Below are 17,375 nucleotides of genomic sequence, written 5' to 3' on the forward strand. Positions count from 1 at the left end.
GCTCGGGTCGTCAGGTTTCCAGTTCGCTTTCTTCCCGCTGCCGGCGGCGGAAGCCGACCAGCGCGGTCTCGTCCAGCATGTTGGCCTCCTTGCGCTTGAGCTTTTCCTTCTCGCGCTTCAGCCGCTCTTCCTCGGCCAGCTCGTAGCGCTTCAGCTCCTGGAAGGCTTCGGCCATCTCGTCGGTGGCGACGGCGATCTGGGCCTCCACCTGCCCCATGGACTGGGTCAGCCGCTTGCCGCGCTCCATCGCCGCCTGGATGTAGTTGCTGTAGGTGAAGGCGTATTCGACGTTGCCGCGGGCGGTGTCGCGCTCCGCCGCGATCTCCTCCTTCAGCCGCTCGATCTCGGCCTGGAGCCGGTCCGCGAGATTCTGCAGCTCCGCCAGCGCCCGGCGCTTCTCGTCGAGCTTCCATTTCTGGAGGCGGATGATGGTCTTCAGACTGCTCATTCTTGCGGCGGCCATTGTTCAATGCCGAAGATGGCGGCAAGCTGGGCGTAGCTGTTGTCGAGGTCGGTCGCCTCGCGCTTGCCCTGCTTGAGGAATGCCTCCAAAGCCGGCTGGAAATGGATGGCCTCGTCCACCTGCGGGTCGGTGCCCTTGCGGTAGGCGCCGAGGCGGATCATCTCCGCCATGTTGTCGTAGGACGACATCAGCCGCCGCGCGTGGTTCACCAGCTCGTTCTCCATGGGAGAGTTGCAGCCGGGCATGGTGCGCGACACGCTGCGCAGGATGTTGATGGCCGGATAGCGCCCACGCTCGCCGATCTGGCGCTCCAGGACGATGTGGCCGTCCAGGATGCCGCGCACGGCGTCGGCGATGGGTTCGTTGTGATCGTCGCCTTCGACCAGCACGGTGAACAGGCCGGTGATGGAGCCCGACCCGCTGAGGCCCGGCCCGGCGCGTTCCAGCAGGCGCGGCAGCTCGGCGAAGACGGTCGGGGGGTAGCCCTTGGTCGTCGGCGGCTCGCCGGCCGACAGGCCGATCTCGCGCTGGGCCATGGCGAAGCGGGTCACGCTGTCCATCATGCACAGCACGTTGCAGCCGGCGTCGCGGAAGGCCTCCGCCACGGCCAGCGTCATGTAGGCGGCCTGGCGGCGCATCAGCGGCGCCTCGTCGGAGGTGGCGCAGACCACGACGCTGCGCGCCAAGCCCTCCTCCCCGAGATCCTCGGTAATGAATTCCTGAAGCTCGCGCCCGCGTTCGCCGATCAGCCCGATCACCGCGACCTCCGCGCCGGAGAAGCGGGCGAGCATCGACATCACCGACGACTTGCCGACGCCGGAGCCGGCGAAGATGCCCATACGCTGGCCGCGGCAGCAGGTGAGGAAGGCGTTGATGGCGCGGATGCCCAGGTCCAGCTTCTCGCCCACGCGGGCGCGGGAATGGGCGGGCGGCGGGTTGTTGCGGATGGGAACGCCGTGCGTTCCCTTGGGCAGCGGCCCCTTGCCGTCCACCGGCTCGCCCAGCGCGTTGATGACGCGGCCGAGCCACGCCTCCGTCGGGAAGACCATGGGCTGGCTGTCCGAGACCAGCGCGCGGCAGCCCAGCCCGACCCCGTCGATGGAGCCGAAGGGCATCAGCAGCGCGCGGCCCTGGCGGAAGCCCACCACCTCGCAGGGGACCTGACGGCCGTCGCGGGATTCGACGATGCAGCGGCCGCCCACCGACAGTTCCTTCTCGATTCCCCCGACCTCGACCAGCAGGCCGAGCACGGCGGTGACCCTCCCGAACCGGCTGCAACCGGAGACGGACTCGATTTCCTGAAGGATGCGGGCGACGTCGGCGGGCACGGTCTTGCGGATCAGCGGACGGAATTGGGACGGGTGAGCCGGGTGCGGACGGCGCAATTTGCGGTGGGCTCGAAGTCCGCCACCATGCCGCCCGCGTCATGCTCGTCCAAAAACATTAACGTTAAATGAAGTGCTATGCCTCTGGCGTTAAGCTGAATCGTCTGTTAACTTGTGTAAACGGACGCACCGATCTGTTAAGGGAATTGGTTAAGGAACTGCGGGAAAGCAACGCCGCATCGGAAGCCAGAAACGCGCCATCTAACATCGGGATACCGCCATGAGGGTTCTGCTGGTCGAAGACAACTCCTCCACGGCCAAGAGCATCGAACTGATGCTCCAGTCGGAAGGCTACATCGTCGACTCTACCGACCTCGGTGAGGATGGGCTCGAAATCGGCAAGCTGTACGATTACGACATCATCATCCTCGATCTGATGCTGCCGGACATCGACGGCTACGAGGTGCTGCGCCGCCTGCGCGCCGCCCGTGTGACCACGCCGATCCTCATTCTTTCCGGCCTGTCGGAACTGGACCACAAGATCAAGGGTCTGGGCTTCGGCGCCGACGACTACCTGACCAAGCCCTTCGACAAGCGCGAGCTGATCGCCCGCATCCAGGCCATCGTCCGCCGCTCCAAGGGCCATTCCGACAGCATCATCCGCACCGGTCGTCTGACCGTGAACCTGGACACCCGCACGGTGGAGGTGGACAACCAGCCGCTCCACCTGACCGGCAAGGAATACGGCATCCTGGAGCTGCTGTCGCTGCGCAAGGGCACGACCCTGACCAAGGAGATGTTCCTGAACCATCTCTATGGCGGCATGGACGAGCCGGAGCTGAAGATCATCGACGTCTTCGTCTGCAAGCTGCGCAAGAAGCTGGCCGCGGCGACCCAGGGCGACAACTACATCGAGACGGTGTGGGGCCGCGGCTATGTGCTGCGCGACCCGCACGAGGAGGCGTCCCCGATCCCGCGCGTCCCGCACCAGCAGGCCCAGGCGGCCGGCTGACCGCCGACCGCCCATCACGGTTAACATTCATGCCGGTGAGCGGCGGGCTCAGGCCCGCCGCCATCCGCAGTCATTCCAGCGCAGTCATTCCTGCCAGAACGCCTTGTCGGCTTCGCGGCGGGCGTCCGTGCGGCTCAGCCCAACGTCGCGCAGGAGATGGTCGTCCAGCGCTGCCAGGGAGCGGCGCTGCCGGTGGCGCTCGATCATTCCCAGCACCTCCCCGAGCGCCCGCTTCACAAACCCCTGCGCGCCGTCAGTTCCGGCGTGTCCGAGGGACAGCATGCCCCGGTCTGCGGAAACGGCGCCCAGCGCTCTCCTGCTCATGATCCGACACTCCGCTTGATGAATTCCGTTCCCTAGGAATGCACCCGGAAGCGGCTTGTCCGCAAAGGATGCTTTCTCTAACCTGCATGAGAGAATTTCATGCGGTCGGGCAACAATCCGGCGGCAACAATCCGGCGGATGCGGACCCATGCAGATCCCTCCCCTCAACGGCCTGCGCGCCTTCGAAGCGGCGGCGCGCCATCTCAGCTTCACGCGCGCGGCGGAGGAGCTGAACGTCACCCAGAGCGCGATCAGCCACCAGATCCGCACGCTGGAGGATCGGCTGGGCATCCGGCTGTTCCGCCGGCTGAATCAGGCGCTGGTGCTGACCGACGCCGGCCAGCTCCTGCTGCCCAGCGTGCGCGACGCCTTCGCGCGGCTGGCCACCGGCCTTGAGCGGGTGATGGAGCATGAGCGCTCGGGCGTGCTGACGATGAGCGTCTCGCCCTCCTTCGCCAGCCGCTGGCTGATGAGCCGCATCGGCCGCTTCCGCGCCCGCCACCCGGAAATCCACCTGCGCATCAGCGTCAGCCAGCACGAGATCGATTTCGAGCGCGAAGCCGACATCGACATAGGGCTTCGCCATGGCCTCGGAGTGTGGGAGGGCTTGCGGGCCGACCGCTTCCTCGACGACGCGGTGTTCCCGGTGTGCAGCCCGGCGCTGCTTCAGGGGCCGACGCCGCTGCGGCAGCCGGCTGACCTGCACCACCATGTCCTGGTCGAGGAGACCGGCCACAGCTATTGGGCGATGTGGCTGGCCATGGCCGGGCTCGGCGATCTGAAGCCAAGCTCCGAGATGGTCTTCGACGAGATCGGCATCGCCATCGAGGCCGCCGAGAACGGCCAGGGCATCGCGATGGCGCGCGGTACCCTGGTGTTGGAAGAACTGGCGAGCGGGCGGCTGACCCGGCTGTTCGACCTCGCCCTGCCGGGAGACTTCGGTTACTACCTCGTCTGCCCGGAGGTAACCGCCGACCGGCCCAAGATCGCCGCCTTCCGCCGTTGGATCATGGAGGAAGGCGCCGCCGACCGCCTCACCGTCACACCGCCCTGATCAGACGGCCCTGGTTAGACGACCCTGATCAGACGGCTGCCCGGAGCCCGCTCGGCACCTGGAAACCACCCAGGCTGTAGAGGCCGCGCTGGCCTTCCACCGGCTTGAAGCGGTCGGTGATGCCCAGCACGGTTTCCGCACCGCCCAGATAGAGCACGCCGTCCTGCGGCATCTGGCGAGCGATCGCCTCCAGCACCTTGGTCTTGGTCGGCTGGTCGAAATAAATCAGCACGTTGCGGCAGAACACGATGTCGAACTGCCCCAGCGTGGACAGGTCGCCCAGCAGGTTGAACTCGCGGAAGGAGGCCATCTGGCGAAGCTGCTGGCTGATCTGCCACTTGTCGCCCTGCTGCTTGAAATGCTTCACCAGCATTTGAATCGGCAGGCCGCGCTGCACCTCGAACTGGGTGTAGATGCCCGACTTGGAGCGTTCCACCATCTCCGCGGAGATGTCGGTGCCGACGATCTCGATCCGCCAGCCGGCCAGCTTCGCCGCGTCCTCGTTCAGCAGCATGGCCAGCGAGTAGGCCTCCTGCCCGGACGAGCAGGCCGCCGACCAGATGCGGATCGATCGCTTGGCGGCACGCGCCTCCAGCAGCTTGGGCAGGACGATCTGCTTGAACTGGTCGAAGGGCTTCTGGTCGCGGAAGAAGGACGACTCGTTGGTCGTCATCGCCTCCGTGATGTCGCGCAGCAGCGCTTCGTCCTTGCGCGTCCGCACGGTGGAGGCCAGTTCCTCCAGCCCCTTCATGTTCCACTTGCGCGCCACCGGCATCAGCCGGGATTCGAGCAGGTAGGCCTTGTCCCGGGTCAGGACCAGACCGGAACGCTGCTTGAGCAGCGTGGAGAACATGTCGAAATCTTCGACTCTCATGCTGCCCTCGATGCGAACTTGCGGATGTAGGGACCGATTTCCTTGAGCGGCAGCACCGCGGAGCAGATGCCCGCCTGGGCGACGGCGCCCGGCATGCCCCACACGACGCTGGACGCCTCGTCCTGCGCGATCAGGGTGCCGCCGGCGTTCACCACCTCGGTGCAGCCCTTCAGCCCGTCCTGCCCCATGCCGGTCAGGATGCAGGCGAGAACCTTGCGCCCGCCGAAGGCGCGGAGGATGGACCGCATCATCGGGTCCACCGCCGGGCGGCAGAAATTCTCGGGCGGATCCTTGGTCAGCGAAATCACGTTGGCGCCCGCACGCTGGGTCACCAGCATGTGGAAGTCGCCCGGCGCGATGTAGCAGCGCCCCGACACGACCGGCTCGCCGTCCTTCGCCTCCTGGGCGTTCAGCCCGCACTGGCGGGTGATGTGCTCGGCCAGGATGGTGGTGAAGGTCGCCGGCATGTGCTGGGTGATCAGGATCGGCTGGGTGACGCCGGTCTTCAGATGGGCCAGCACCTCGAACAGCGCCTGCGGACCGCCCGTGGAGCTGCCGATGGCGATCACGTCCGGCTTGACCTGGCCGACGGAGCCGACGGCGGGGGCCGGGCGCAGCGTGACGGGCGGCGCCTCGCGCTTCAGGAAGGCGGCGGGCACCGGGGTCAGCGGGCGCAGCTCGCCGCGGGTGCGGGAGCCGGCGCGGCGGGCCGCGGCGCCCAGCGCCTTGACCTTGGACACCAGCTCGCGCTTGAAGGCGTCCGCCCCGCCGATCTCACGGGTGGAGGTCGGCTTGGGGATGTAGTCGGCGGCCCCAGCGGACAGGCAGCGCATGGAGATGTCGGCCCCGCGCAGCGTCAGCGTGGAGGCCATGATGATCTTCACCTGCGGCGCCACCGCCAGCAGCTTCGGGATGGCCGTCAGACCGTCCATCACCGGCATCTCGATGTCGAGGACGATGACGTCGAGCGAGTTGCGCTGCAGGGCGTTGACCGCCATCTGGCCGTCGCCGACCGACGCGACCACGCGGATTTCGGTATCGCCTTCCAGCGCGCGGGTCAAAAGGCCACGGATCACGGCGGAATCGTCGACCACCATCACCCGGACGGGATCGCCGCCGCCCGCGCCGGTGGGATGGCCCGCCGGTGCGGGGGGAGGAGGTCTGCCGAAACGATCGGACATAACGCAATCAGCCTTTCAGGGTCGGAACGGTGCGCGGTGCGGTGGTCCCGCCCGTCACAGCAGCCCGACCTGCTCGAACTTGGTCTGGATGATGTCGCTGTCGAACGGCTTCATGATGTACTCGTTCGCCCCGGCGGACAGCGCCTCCTGGATGTGGGCGAGGTCGTTCTCCGTCGTGCAGAACACGACCTTGGGAATGTCCCCGCCGCTCATCTTGCGCAGGCGGCGCAGGAACTCGATGCCGGTCATCACCGGCATGTTCCAGTCCAGCAGGATGGCGTCCGGCATCTTCTGCGCACAGGCCTCCATGGCCTGCTTGCCGTCCTCCGCCTCGGTGCAGGCGAAGTGCAGCTCTTCCAGGATCTTCCGCGCGACCTTGCGGACCACGCGGCTGTCGTCGACGACCAGACAAACTTTCATGGTGAACGGGCCTCAGGCTTCGCTTTGCACACCGACCGGGGGTTCGCCTCAGGCCGCTTCCATCGTGGTGAAGTTCAGCAGACGCGGCACGTCCAGGACCACCATGAGCTGACCGTTCAGGCGATAGATGCCCGTGGACACCTCGCGCCAGCGCGGGTCGAGGGTGGCCGGGTTGCGCTCGAAGTCATCGTTGGAGAGGCTCAGCACCTCCCCCACCGAATCGACCATCAGGCTGTAGAGTTCGCCGCGCAGGTCCACCACGATGGACATGCCCGGCTTGTCCTTCGGGCGCGACGTCAGGCCGAGCCGCAGGCGCACGTCGATGGCGGTGACGATGCGCCCGCGCAGGTTCAGCGAGCCGGCGACCTCCGGCGGGGCCAGCGGGATGCGGGTGATCCGCTGGTGCCCCAGAACGTCCTGGACCTGGAGGACCGGGATGCCGAACAGCTGGTCGGCGATCGTCATGGTCACATAGTCCTGGCTGCCACCGGAGGTGATCTCGTCGCCCTTGGACTTCTTGGTGGTGGCGGGCAGCTTGGCGTTGCTCATGCGGCACCTTTCTGCTCGGACAGGGTCTGCTGCAGCGCGTACAGCAGAGCGTCACGGTCGAACTTGGCGACATAGTCGGTGAACCCGGCCTGACGGCCGCGGTCGAGGTCGCGCGGGGAGGCGTGGCTGGACAGGGCGACCATCGGCGTGCCGCTCCAGCGGGTGCCGCCCTGGCGGACCGCCTCGGCGAAGTCGAAGCCGCTCATCCCCGGCATCTCGATGTCGGAGACGATGACGTCGAAGTCCTCGCCCGCCTCGCACAGCGCCAGCGCCTCGTTGGCGTTCTCCACGGCGGTGACGTCGTAGCCGGCGACCGACAGCAGCGGGGTCAGCAGGTTGCGGAAGAAGGGGCTGTCGTCGACCAGCAGCACACGCTGGAGCGTCCTCTCCTCCTCGTAGCCGTCGGTCGAGGACGAGCCGAACCAATCCTTGTAGGCTTGGGTCAGGAAGAAGCCCGCGTCGAGCACGTCCGTCGCCTTGCCGGCGATGATCGCCGAGCCCATCAGGCCCGGACGGTCGGCGGTGAGTTGCACCACCAGACGCTCCTCCACGATGTCGACGATCTCGTCGACGATCAGGCCCATCGACCGGTCGCCATCGGCGAAGACCAGAACCGGCTGGCGGCCTTCCTGGCCGATCATGAAGCCCGGGTCGATCGGCACCAGCGGCATCAGCTTGCCGCGGTACTGCACCACCGGCATGCCGTTGGACGATTCGACGCTGGCGAGGTCCACATCCTCCAGGCGGGCGACCAGCGACAGCGGTACCGCCTTCGGCGCGCCGGCCCCGGCGCGGAACAGCAGGAGGGCCATCTTGTCCTCCTGGCGGGTCGCCTGGACGGAGGTCGCCTCCTTCGACATGGTCTCGCCCATGGCCATCTCGCCGGTCGCCGACGCGATGCCGTTGGGGTCGAGGATCATGATGACCGAGCCGTCGCCGAGGATGGTGTTGCCCGAGAACATCTCGATGTGGCGCAGGATCGGCGCCACCGGCTTCACCACGATTTCCTCGGTGTCGAACACGCGGTCGACCATGATGCCGAAGGTGTAGGTGCCGACCTGCGTGACCACGATGAAGGTCTCGTCGGTCTTCTTCTCGCCGCCCTCCTGGTCGTCCAGCCGCAGCAGCTCCTGCAGCGAAACCAGCGGCAGCAGGCGGTTGCGCAGGCGCAGGACCGGCGTTCCCTTCAGCCGCTCGATGGTGTGCTCGCTGTCGGCGGCGGCGCGCACCAGCTCGACCACGCTGATCTGCGGGATGGCGAAGCGCTCGCCGGCGCACTCCACGATTAGGGCGGAGACGATGGCCAGCGTCAGCGGGATCTTGATGACGAAGGTCGAGCCCTTGCCCTGCTGGGACTTGATCTCGATCGTGCCGCCGATCTTCTCGATGTTGGTCTTGACCACGTCCATGCCGACGCCGCGGCCCGACACGTTGGTGACCTTCGCCGCGGTCGAGAAGCCGGGCTTCATGATGAACTGGATGATCTGCTGGTCGGACATCGCCGCCAGCTCGCCTTCCGAGGCCATCCCGTTCTGGATCGCCTTCTGCTTGATGCGGTCGATCGCCAGGCCCTTACCGTCGTCCTGGATCTCGATGATGATGTGCCCGCCCTCGTGATAGGCGTTCAGCGTGATGCGGCCGGTCTCCGACTTGCCCGCGCGCACACGGTCGGCGGGCACCTCCAGGCCGTGGTCGGCGGAGTTGCGCACCATGTGCGTCAGCGGGTCCTTGATCAGCTCCAGCACTTGGCGGTCCAGCTCGGTGTCGGCGCCGAGCATCTGGAGGTCGATCTTCTTGCCCAGTTCGTGCGACAGGTCGCGCACCAGACGCGGCAGCTTGGCCCAGGCGTTGCCGATGGGCTGCATGCGCGTCTTCATGACGCCTTCCTGCAGCTCCGACGTCACGTGGTTCAGGCGCTGCAGCGGGGCGGCGAATTCGCTCTCCTTCTGCGACCGCAGGATCTGGAGCAGCTGGTTGCGGGTCAGCACCAGCTCCGACACCATGGTCATCAGGTTTTCGAGCAGGTCCACGTTGACGCGGATGGTCTGCGCGGCGACCGCCGATTCCTTGGTCGCGGCCTCGCCGCCCGCACCGGCGCCCGACGCGGCCTCCGCGGCGGGAGCGGGCATCTTGGCGGCGGCGGGGACCGGATCGGGGTCCGGGACCACCAGATCCTGCGAGGGGGCGGGCTCTTCCGCCGGCTCCGCGGCGACCGGGGCCAGCGCGGTGCTGGTCGGGCCGGGGGTGGCGTTCCAGATCGCCTCAAGCTCGTCCAGCGTGAGGTTCCCCGAGGAGGAGACCGGGACCTCCTCCGCCGCCGCGACCGCGGGGGCCGGCGGCGGCACCGGGGCCGCGGCGGGCTTGGCCGGGGCGGCGCCCGTGCCCAGCTTGCCTTCGGCGCACAGGTTCAGCCGCTCGATCAGCGGCAGGTCGTCGCCCGGCGGCTCCGCCTCCGTCGCCTCCAGCACCGCCAGCAGGCTCTTGATGGTGTCCAGCGCCTGAAGGATCAGCGAGACCGCTTCGGGGTTGATGGTCAGTTCCCCGTCGCGGAACTTGCCCAGAACGTTTTCCGAGGCGTGCGCGACCTTTTCCAGGCGCGGCAGGCCGAGGAAGCCGCAGGTGCCCTTGATGGTGTGCACCAGACGGAAGATGTTCGACAGAAGTTCCGGATTGTTGGGATTCTGCTCCAGACGGACCAGTTCCACGTCGAGAACCGACAGGTTCTCGTTGGTTTCCGTCAGGAATTCGGAGAGCAGATCATCCATGTCGCGATCCCCACGCCCGCAATTGTATCCGTTTCCGGCCGGCCGTCCGGAGGGCGGCGTGCGCGACGCCGCCGGTACGGGCCTTTCCAGCTACGGTGGGAGCCTGTCAAACACTGATTAAGAGAACCTTACCTCCTTCGATACCACTCTCGGGCTCCGCCGCCATGCCGAGCCCACCGGCCCAAGGTCACAGCACGCAAGGCCGGTGCCGGCGCGGCGGCCTATGACCGCCAAGCGCGCTCCACGCCGCCATGACGAAGCGCCGCGCACCGGACCGGCGGCGGTTTGAAACACGTCGATGCGCGGGTCATGCCCCCGGCGGGGGCCGCGTCACCACTCCACGGTGAAGACCAGCCGGTCCGGCCCGGAGGGAGTGGCGACGACGCGGTAGCCATCGTCCTCCGCGAAGCGCCCGGTCATGTAGGCGTGGATGCTGCGCGGGGTCAGGTCGGCGGCGGCCACCGTGCCGGCCAGCGCCGCCGCGGACTCGTCCTTGAGGGCGCCGGGGCGCCCGGCGGCGGTGATGGTGAAGCGCCCGGCCTGCTCGTCCCCCTCCGCCGCGACGGTGATGATGCCGCCGTGGGTCAGCGCCTCGTCGGCCAGGATGATGACGTTGAGCAGCACCTTCGCCGCCCCGCGCTTGAAGGCGAGCTGGTCGTTCGGCACCCCGGCCGGCCAGTCCAGCGTGGTGCGCCCGCCCTCCAGCAGCCCCTGCGCGGAGGAGCGGGTGTCGCCGAAGCCCTTCTGCTCCCGCCCGGCGAGGCCGTAGGCCAGCCGGAAGACGCGCAGCCGCCGGTCGGCCTGCCCGGAGGAATGCTCGATCAGCTTCACCGCCTCGCCCAGGAAGCCGCCGGCGGGCTCGTCCTCCATCTCCTCGATCAGTTCCAACCCGTTGCGGATCGCTCCCACCGGGCTCACGAGGTCGTGGCAGATGCGGGAAGCGACAAGCTCGATCACGCGGATGTCCAGCGGCACGGGGGGTCTCCAGATCGTTGATGGCCGACCGTCGGCGAACCGGGTTGACGCCATGGCCGCAGCCCAGGGAACGTCGTCCAGGAACTTCCCCCGGCCGGGCGGCATTCTGTTGCATGCCGGCGCCCCATGGGGATGGCCGGCGGCGACGTTCGTTTGTATCATTCCAGGAGAGCGGATGCCGCCGCTTTTCCACGGTCATCCCGCGAAAGCGATAACCAATTCCAGTGGATGCAGGAGGCGCGGCATGGACGATTCATTGGTTCCCGGCGCCTGGGTGCGCCACCCCACCCGTCCCGACTGGGGGTTGGGGCAGGTGCAGTCGGCCATCGGCGACCGCGTCACCGTGAATTTCGAGAATGCCGGGAAGCTGCTCATCAACACGTCCGTGGTCGCGCTGACCGTCACCGATCCAGACGACGCGCCATGAGCGGGAAACTGCCGCTGGCCGCCCTCCTCCTGCTGGCCGCCGGCAGCCCCGCGCTGGGCGACGACGCGCCCGATCCAGAGCGCGGCAAGGCGCTGTTCCGCGCCTGCGCCTTCTGCCACACGCTGACACCCGACGGCGGCAACCGCGCCGGCCCGACGCTGTGGCGGCTGTTCGGGCGCCCCGCCGGGGCGGTGGAAGGCTATCATTACTCCGCGGCGCTTAAGGGCAGCGGCATCGTCTGGGACGAGGCGGCGGTGGGCCGGCTGTTCGAGATCGGCCCCGACGTGATGACCCCCGGCAGCAAGATGCCGATGCAGACCATCACCAGCGCGGCCGACCGCCGCGATCTGGTCGAATACCTGAAGGAAGCCACGGCGCCGTAAGTCCGGATTGCGAGGCCCGCAAGCGGAATTGAGGAGCATGGCCCCGGGCGGCCCCCATCCCCATCTCTGTCTGTCGAACCCCCTTTCCGGGCCCCTTTTCCGAGCTGTGGTTTCCCGATGATTCCCCGCGCCGTCCGCAAGCCCCTGGCCATGCTGGTCGCCGTTCTCGCCCTGGTGGTCGTGGTGCCGGTGCTGGGGGCGGGCGGGTTCCTGCTGTGGCTTCGCCAGCAGACACCGGCCTATGAAGGCGCCGCCACCGTCCCTGGGCTGGAAAGCCCGGTGGAGATCCTGCGCGACCGCAACGCCGTCCCGCACATCTTCGCCGCCACCGAGCGGGACGCCTATTTCGCGCTCGGCTACGTCCACGCCCAGGATCGGCTGTGGCAGATGGAGACGATGCGGCGCAGCGGCGCCGGGCGTCTGGCCGAACTGGTCGGCACGCGCTTCGGCGACTGGGCGCTGCGGCTCGACCGCTCCATGCGCACGCTGGGCGTCTACCGGCGGGCCGAGGAGGCCTATGAGGAGCTGTCGCCGGAAGCCCGCACGGCCTTCGACGCCTACGCCGTCGGGGTCAACGCCTGGATGGAAACGCGCCGCGAGGCGCTGCCCATCGAGTTCCAGCTCCTGCGCCACACGCCGGAGCCCTGGCGGCCTGCCGACAGCCTCGTCTGGGGGAAGCTGATGGCGCTCCAGCTCTCCGGCGATTCGCGGGACGAGCTGTTCCGCGCCAGCGCCCTGAAAAGCCTGACGCCGGAGCAGATGCGCGACCTGTTCCCGGACTCCGACCCCACCGCCCCGGTGACCCTGGCGGCCGCGCTCGACGGCTTGGATCTGCAAAAGGCGCTGGCCGCCCTGCCCGACCTCGGCTTCGACACCGCGTCCAACGAATGGGCACTGACCGGGGCGCGCAGCGCGACCGGCAAGCCGATCATCGCCAACGACCCCCATCTCGGGCTGGAGGCGCCGATCCTTTGGTATCTGGCGCGCATCGTGACGCCGGAACACCGCATCGCCGGGGCGACCATCCCCGGCGTGCCGCTTCACATCCTGGGGCACAACGGGCGCGTCGCCTGGGGCTTCACCACCACCCACAGCGACACCCAGGACCTGTTCATCGAGAAGCTCGACCCGCAGGACCCTGGCCGCTACCTGACGCCGGACGGCAGCGCCGACTTCGAGACCCGCCAGGAGACGATCCGCATTGCCGGCCAGCCGGACGAGACGCTGACGGTGCGCGAGACGCGGCACGGCCCGGTGCTGACCACCCCGGACGCCGCCGACGCGGCGCCGGAGGGCCATGTGCTGGCGCTGGCCTTCCCCGGCCTGTCCGCCGCCGACACCACGGCGGAGGCGCTGTACCGCCTCAACCACGCCGCCGACGCCGCGGCGGTGCGCGAGGCGCTGTTCCTCCACGTGGCGCCGCAGCAGAACGTCGTCTACGCCGACACGGCGGGGACGCTGGGCTTCCTGTCGCCGGCGCTGGTCCCGGTGCGGCGTGGCGGCGACGGGCGCGTTCCGGTGCCGGGCTGGACCGGCGAGCATGACTGGATCGGCTACATCCCCTTCGACGCTCTGCCCCAGGCGGTCGACCCGCCGTCGGGCCAGTTCGTCAACGCCAACAACGCGGTGGTCGGCCCTGGCTACCCCTACGCCCTGGCGACCGAATGGCCGGACCCCGCCCGTGCCGAGCGGATCATGCAGATGCTCGGCGACGGCCCGCACACGGTGGAGGAGGTCGCCGCCCAGCAGATGGACGAGCTGTCCCTGCCGGCGCGCGACCTGCTGCCCCTGATGCTGGAACCGCTGCGCAACGTGCCCGATCTCAATGGACAGGCCCGCGCCGCGCTGGACCGTCTGGCCGGCTGGGACGGGCGGATGGACCGCGACCGGGCCGAGCCGCTGATCTTCTCCTGGTGGGAGCGGGAGCTGGTGCGCAGCGTCTTCGCCGACGAGTTGGGGCCGCTGTTCCAGAGTTACTGGGACCTGCGCCCGCGCGCCCTGCACCGCGTGCTGACCCAGGCGCCGCAGTGGTGCGACGACCGGACGACGCCGGCCCGCGAGGATTGCACCGTCATGCTGGCCGGCGCCCTGAAATCGGCGCTGGCGGAGATCGAGCGGCGCCACGGAACGGACATGAACGGTTGGCGCTGGGGGGCGGAGCACAAGGCCGCCCTGAACCACCGGCTTCTCGGCCGGGTGCCGCTGCTGGGCCAGATGTTCGACCTGTCGCTTCCGACCGGCGGCGGCGCCTTCACCGTCAACCGCGGCACCACCCGCGTGCGCGACCCGCAGGACCCCTTCTCCCACATCCACGGTCCGGGGCTGCGCGCGGTCTACGATCTGGCGGACCTCGGCAACTCCCGCTTCTCCATAGCCACCGGCCAGTCGGGCAACCCGCTGTCGCCCCACTGGGGGGATTTGGTGCAGGGCTGGCGCGACGGCCTGGGCCTGCGGCTGGCCGGCGACCGCGGCACGCTGGCCCGCGACGGCGCCACGCTGCTCACGCTTTCCCCCATCCGTCCAGGGAGTTCGCAATGACCGAGGCTACACCGTCTCCGACCCTGACCCTGGACGCCGTCCGAGCCGCCGCCGCGCGGATCGGCAGCCATCTCCCCGTCACCCCCACCGAAGCCTCGCCCCGCCTGTCGGAGATCACCGGCTGCTCGGTGGTGCTGAAGCTGGAGAACCAGCACCTCACCGGCTCCTTCAAGGAACGCGGGGCGCTCAACAAGCTGCTGTCACTGGGCGAGGCGGAACGGCGGGCCGGGGTGATCGCCATGTCGGCGGGCAACCACGCCCAAGCGGTGGCCTGCCACGCCACGCGGCTGGGCATCCGCTCGGTCATCGTGATGCCCTCCTTCACCCCCTTCACCAAGGTGGAGCGCACGGAAAGCCTCGGCGCGCGGGTCGAACTGCACGGCGAGACACTGAGCGACGCCGCGGCCTACGCCCAGGAGCTGGCGGCGCGCGAGGGGCTGGTCTTCGTGCATCCCTACGACGACCCGCTGATCGCCGCCGGCCAGGGCACCGCCGCCCTGGAACTTCTCGACGCCGCGCCGGACCTGGAGATGCTGGTGGTGCCGGTGGGCGGCGGCGGGCTGATCGGCGGCATGGCGGTGGCGGCCAAGGCGCTGAAGCCGGACATCGCGGTGATCGGGGTGGAGTGCGCCATGTTCCCGTCAATGCGCCAGGCGCTGGCCGGGCAACCCATCACCTGCGGCGGCGCCACCATCGCCGACGGCATCGCGGTGAAGGCCCCCGGCGCCGTCACCCTGCCGCTGGTCCGCCGGCATGTGGACGCGGTGGTCGAAGTGGGCGAGCCGCGGCTGGAGGAGGCCGTCTACCGCCTCGCCACCGTGCAGAAGCTGGTCGCCGAGGGGGCCGGGGCGGCGGGTCTGGCCGCGGTGCTGGACGATCCGGAGCGGTTCCGCGGCAAGCGGGTGGGCATCGTGGTGTCCGGCGGCAACATCGACGCGCGCATCCTGGCGCAGGTGCTGACGCGCGGGCTGGTCTATGAGGGGCGCATGGTGCGGCTGCGCATCGGCATTACCGACGCTCCCGGCGCGCTCGCCCGCGTCGCCCGCCTGCTCGGCGAGACGGGGGCCAACATCGTCGAGGTGCACCACCAGCGCCTGTTCCACGACGTGCCGGTGCGCATGGCCGAGATCGACGTGGTGCTGGAAACCCGCGGGCGCAGCCACGTCCAGCGCCTCGTCGCTCACATGGAGGAGGCGGGTTTCCCGACGGAACTGATGACGGATATCTCCTGAACCGGTCCCGGCTTAGGGAAGCTGCGCGTAGGCGCCGCGGAAGTAGAGCAGCGGCTTCCCGTCCTCGCTGCCCGACAGGCGGCGCACACGGCCCACGATGATGACGTGGTCGCCGCCGTCATAGACATGCTCACGGTCGCATTCCAGGGTGGCAAGGCAGCCGGTGAGGATCGGCACGCCGCTGTCCCAGCGCTCCACTCCCACCCCGTCCCAGCGCTCCTGCAGGTCGCGGCGCGAGAAGCGGTTGGACAGCTCCGCCTGGTCTTCGGCCAGGATGTTCACCGCGAAGGAGGGCGCGGCGGTGAAGGCCTCGAACGACATAGCCGCCCGGCCCAGGCAGAACTGCACCAGCGGCGGGTCGAGCGACACCGACGAGAAGGAGTTCACGGTCACGCCGATCGGCTCGCCGTCCGGTGCGATGGTGGTGACCACGGCGATGCCGGTGGCGAAGCATCCGAGGGCGTTGCGGAAGGCCCGAGAGTCGATGGTCATGGCGGCCTGTGTGGGCTCGTCGGTTATTGGGGCGAGGGTGCGGCGGCGAAACAGCGGGATTAACCCAGCCGGACCCTCGGCGCAAGCCGCATCTGTCCCGGACCGTCCGGAAGCGGGCGGAAGCCGCCATGCGCCGCATTAAATGGATCTTAAGGATAACGCTTCACCCTTCGGGTGCCCGCACGGACCACGAATTCCCGACCACAGGGCCCCACTCAGCAAGGCTTCATGTCAGCGAACCCGTCCGGCGGCGAACAGCCGATCATCATCAAGAAGAAGAAGGGTGGTCATGGCGGCCACCATGGCGGCGCCTGGAAAGTCGCCTATGCCGACTTCGTGACGGCAATGATGGCCTTCTTCCTGCTGCTGTGGCTGCTCAACGTCACCACGTCGGACCAGCGCAAGGGCATCGCGGACTATTTCTCGCCCAGTTCGGTCAGCCGCGAAACCTCCGGGTCCGGCGGCATGCTGGGCGGGCGCACCATCACAGCACCCGGCGCCCAGATGTCCCCCTCCTCCCCGATGTCCGCCGACGTCCCGGTCTCCGGCCCGCCCGGCAACTCGACCCAGGAGGACGACGAGGCGAACGACCCGACCGACGCCGCCCCGCCTCCGCCCGCCTCGACCGCCGAACAGAAGTCCAACGAGTCGCGGCTCGACTACCAGAAGCGGCTGGAGGAGCAGGCCAAGCAGCTCGGCATTCCCGGCCAGAAGCCGGGCGAACGGCTGTCCGACTTCGCGGAGCGCGTGAAGGAGGGCGGCGAGAAGCTGCAGGACGCCCAGAAGGAGGCCCGCCAGTTCCAGCAGGCCGCCACCGAGATCCGTCAGGCCATCCAATCCGTGCCGGAGCTGGAGCCGCTGGCCCAGAACCTGATGATCGACCAGACGCCCGAGGGCCTGCGCATCCAGATCGTCGACCAGGACCGCGTCTCGATGTTCCCCGGCGGCTCGGGTCAGATGTACCCGCAGACCCGCCAACTGGTCATGCAGGTGGCCAAGGCGCTCGCCAAGCTGCCCAACAAGCTGTCGATCAGCGGCCACACCGACGGCATCCCCTTCACCTCCGGGGCCGGGCGCGACAACTGGGACCTGTCCACCGAACGCGCCAACGCCACGCGCCGCGCCCTGATCGCCGGCGGCATCCCGGAGGAGCGCGTCCAGGACGTGATCGGCCGCGCCGACCGCGATCTCCTCGTGCCCGACCAGCCGGGCAGCCCGCGCAACCGCCGCATCAGCATGGTGCTGCTGCGCGAAAGCAAGACCACAACCCCGCCCGCCGCCACGAATTGATACCAAAGCCGATGATGAGTTGGTACCAAGGCGTTAGTTCCTTGCCTTTGAACGTACCCCTTCTTGTTTTG

17 protein-coding genes are annotated in these 17,375 nt (G+C 68.7%); 7 read left to right on the forward strand and 10 right to left on the reverse strand.

Annotated features, from left to right (window positions below; translation table 11 throughout):
• Nucleotides 1-10: 10 nt before the first annotated feature.
• Together ACWPN7_RS07305 and fliI are read right to left on the reverse strand one after the other, a co-directional pair.
• Nucleotides 11-448, reverse strand: a complete 438-nt coding sequence (locus ACWPN7_RS07305) for a flagellar FliJ family protein (RefSeq protein WP_035678541.1) — start codon at nucleotides 446-448, stop codon at nucleotides 11-13.
• Entirely contained in the window at nucleotides 445-1,791 is a 1,347-nt protein-coding gene (gene fliI, locus ACWPN7_RS07310; RefSeq protein WP_014198319.1) for a flagellar protein export ATPase FliI, read from the reverse strand. Before fliI ends, ACWPN7_RS07305 begins: the two co-directional genes overlap by 4 nt.
• A 277-nt stretch (nucleotides 1,792-2,068) precedes the next feature.
• On the opposite strand from fliI, the gene ctrA reads away from it, so the two are divergent.
• Nucleotides 2,069-2,800 carry a response regulator transcription factor CtrA gene (gene ctrA / locus ACWPN7_RS07315; RefSeq protein ID WP_492273223.1) on the forward strand — a complete coding sequence of 244 codons (732 nt, stop codon included), beginning with the start codon at nucleotides 2,069-2,071 and terminating at the stop codon, nucleotides 2,798-2,800.
• An 84-nt stretch (nucleotides 2,801-2,884) separates the two neighbouring features.
• Here ctrA and ACWPN7_RS07320 read toward each other — a convergent pair whose 3' ends face one another.
• The gene (locus ACWPN7_RS07320) at nucleotides 2,885-3,124 is read right to left on the reverse strand and encodes a DUF1127 domain-containing protein (RefSeq protein WP_247897115.1); all 240 of its coding nucleotides are present in this window, start codon (nucleotides 3,122-3,124) and stop codon (nucleotides 2,885-2,887) included.
• Nucleotides 3,125-3,272: 148 nt separating this feature from the next.
• On the opposite strand from ACWPN7_RS07320, the gene gcvA reads away from it, so the two are divergent.
• Nucleotides 3,273-4,178 carry a transcriptional regulator GcvA gene (gcvA, locus tag ACWPN7_RS07325; RefSeq protein WP_459197161.1) on the forward strand — a complete coding sequence of 302 codons (906 nt, stop codon included), beginning with the start codon at nucleotides 3,273-3,275 and terminating at the stop codon, nucleotides 4,176-4,178.
• A 28-nt stretch (nucleotides 4,179-4,206) separates the two neighbouring features.
• Here the strand turns inward: gcvA and ACWPN7_RS07330 are convergent, their stop codons facing one another.
• The 6 genes from ACWPN7_RS07330 to ACWPN7_RS07355 form a co-directional block, all read right to left on the reverse strand.
• Nucleotides 4,207-5,052 (reverse strand): CheR family methyltransferase, encoded by an 846-nt coding sequence (locus ACWPN7_RS07330; RefSeq protein ID WP_459197160.1) that lies wholly within the window; start codon nucleotides 5,050-5,052, stop codon nucleotides 4,207-4,209.
• Nucleotides 5,049-6,149, reverse strand: a complete 1,101-nt coding sequence (locus ACWPN7_RS07335) for a protein-glutamate methylesterase/protein-glutamine glutaminase (RefSeq protein WP_051658355.1) — start codon at nucleotides 6,147-6,149, stop codon at nucleotides 5,049-5,051. Before ACWPN7_RS07335 ends, ACWPN7_RS07330 begins: the two co-directional genes overlap by 4 nt.
• Before the next feature lie 138 nt (nucleotides 6,150-6,287).
• Nucleotides 6,288-6,653 carry a response regulator gene (locus ACWPN7_RS07340; RefSeq protein ID WP_014198312.1) on the reverse strand — a complete coding sequence of 122 codons (366 nt, stop codon included), beginning with the start codon at nucleotides 6,651-6,653 and terminating at the stop codon, nucleotides 6,288-6,290.
• 48 nt (nucleotides 6,654-6,701) lie between these two features.
• Complete coding sequence (locus ACWPN7_RS07345; RefSeq protein ID WP_014198311.1) at nucleotides 6,702-7,202, reverse strand: chemotaxis protein CheW; 501 nt, start codon at nucleotides 7,200-7,202, stop codon at nucleotides 6,702-6,704.
• A complete protein-coding gene (locus tag ACWPN7_RS07350; RefSeq protein WP_149649822.1) occupies nucleotides 7,199-9,967 on the reverse strand; it encodes a hybrid sensor histidine kinase/response regulator in 2,769 nt (922 codons plus the stop codon). The genes ACWPN7_RS07345 and ACWPN7_RS07350 overlap by 4 nt, the downstream gene beginning before the upstream one ends.
• Nucleotides 9,968-10,297: 330 nt before the next feature.
• Complete coding sequence (locus tag ACWPN7_RS07355) at nucleotides 10,298-10,942, reverse strand: histidine phosphotransferase family protein (RefSeq protein WP_103039662.1); 645 nt, start codon at nucleotides 10,940-10,942, stop codon at nucleotides 10,298-10,300.
• Between the two features lie 244 nt (nucleotides 10,943-11,186).
• On the opposite strand from ACWPN7_RS07355, the gene ACWPN7_RS07360 reads away from it, so the two are divergent.
• From ACWPN7_RS07360 to ACWPN7_RS07375, 4 genes are all read left to right on the forward strand, one after another.
• Nucleotides 11,187-11,369 carry a DUF3553 domain-containing protein gene (locus tag ACWPN7_RS07360; RefSeq protein WP_149649823.1) on the forward strand — a complete coding sequence of 61 codons (183 nt, stop codon included), beginning with the start codon at nucleotides 11,187-11,189 and terminating at the stop codon, nucleotides 11,367-11,369.
• Nucleotides 11,366-11,752 carry a c-type cytochrome gene (locus ACWPN7_RS07365; protein WP_149649824.1) on the forward strand — a complete coding sequence of 129 codons (387 nt, stop codon included), beginning with the start codon at nucleotides 11,366-11,368 and terminating at the stop codon, nucleotides 11,750-11,752. Before ACWPN7_RS07360 ends, ACWPN7_RS07365 begins: the two co-directional genes overlap by 4 nt.
• A gap of 117 nt (nucleotides 11,753-11,869) precedes the next feature.
• Complete coding sequence (locus ACWPN7_RS07370) at nucleotides 11,870-14,290, forward strand: penicillin acylase family protein (RefSeq protein WP_459197159.1); 2,421 nt, start codon at nucleotides 11,870-11,872, stop codon at nucleotides 14,288-14,290.
• Nucleotides 14,287-15,522: a threonine ammonia-lyase gene (locus tag ACWPN7_RS07375; RefSeq protein ID WP_459197158.1), complete on the forward strand. Its 1,236-nt coding sequence runs from the start codon at nucleotides 14,287-14,289 to the stop codon at nucleotides 15,520-15,522. Before ACWPN7_RS07370 ends, ACWPN7_RS07375 begins: the two co-directional genes overlap by 4 nt.
• 12 nt (nucleotides 15,523-15,534) lie before the next feature.
• On the opposite strand, the gene ACWPN7_RS07380 is transcribed toward ACWPN7_RS07375, so the two are convergent.
• Nucleotides 15,535-16,014, reverse strand: a complete 480-nt coding sequence (locus tag ACWPN7_RS07380) for a flavin reductase family protein (RefSeq protein ID WP_137105479.1) — start codon at nucleotides 16,012-16,014, stop codon at nucleotides 15,535-15,537.
• A gap of 228 nt (nucleotides 16,015-16,242) precedes the next feature.
• Between ACWPN7_RS07380 and ACWPN7_RS07385 the strand changes: the two genes are divergently transcribed.
• Nucleotides 16,243-17,304, forward strand: coding sequence for a flagellar motor protein MotB (locus ACWPN7_RS07385; RefSeq protein ID WP_040134986.1), 1,062 nt, complete (start codon nucleotides 16,243-16,245; stop codon nucleotides 17,302-17,304).
• Nucleotides 17,305-17,375 lie beyond the last annotated feature (71 nt).

Source organism: Azospirillum sp. UENF 312511, assembly GCF_058780635.1.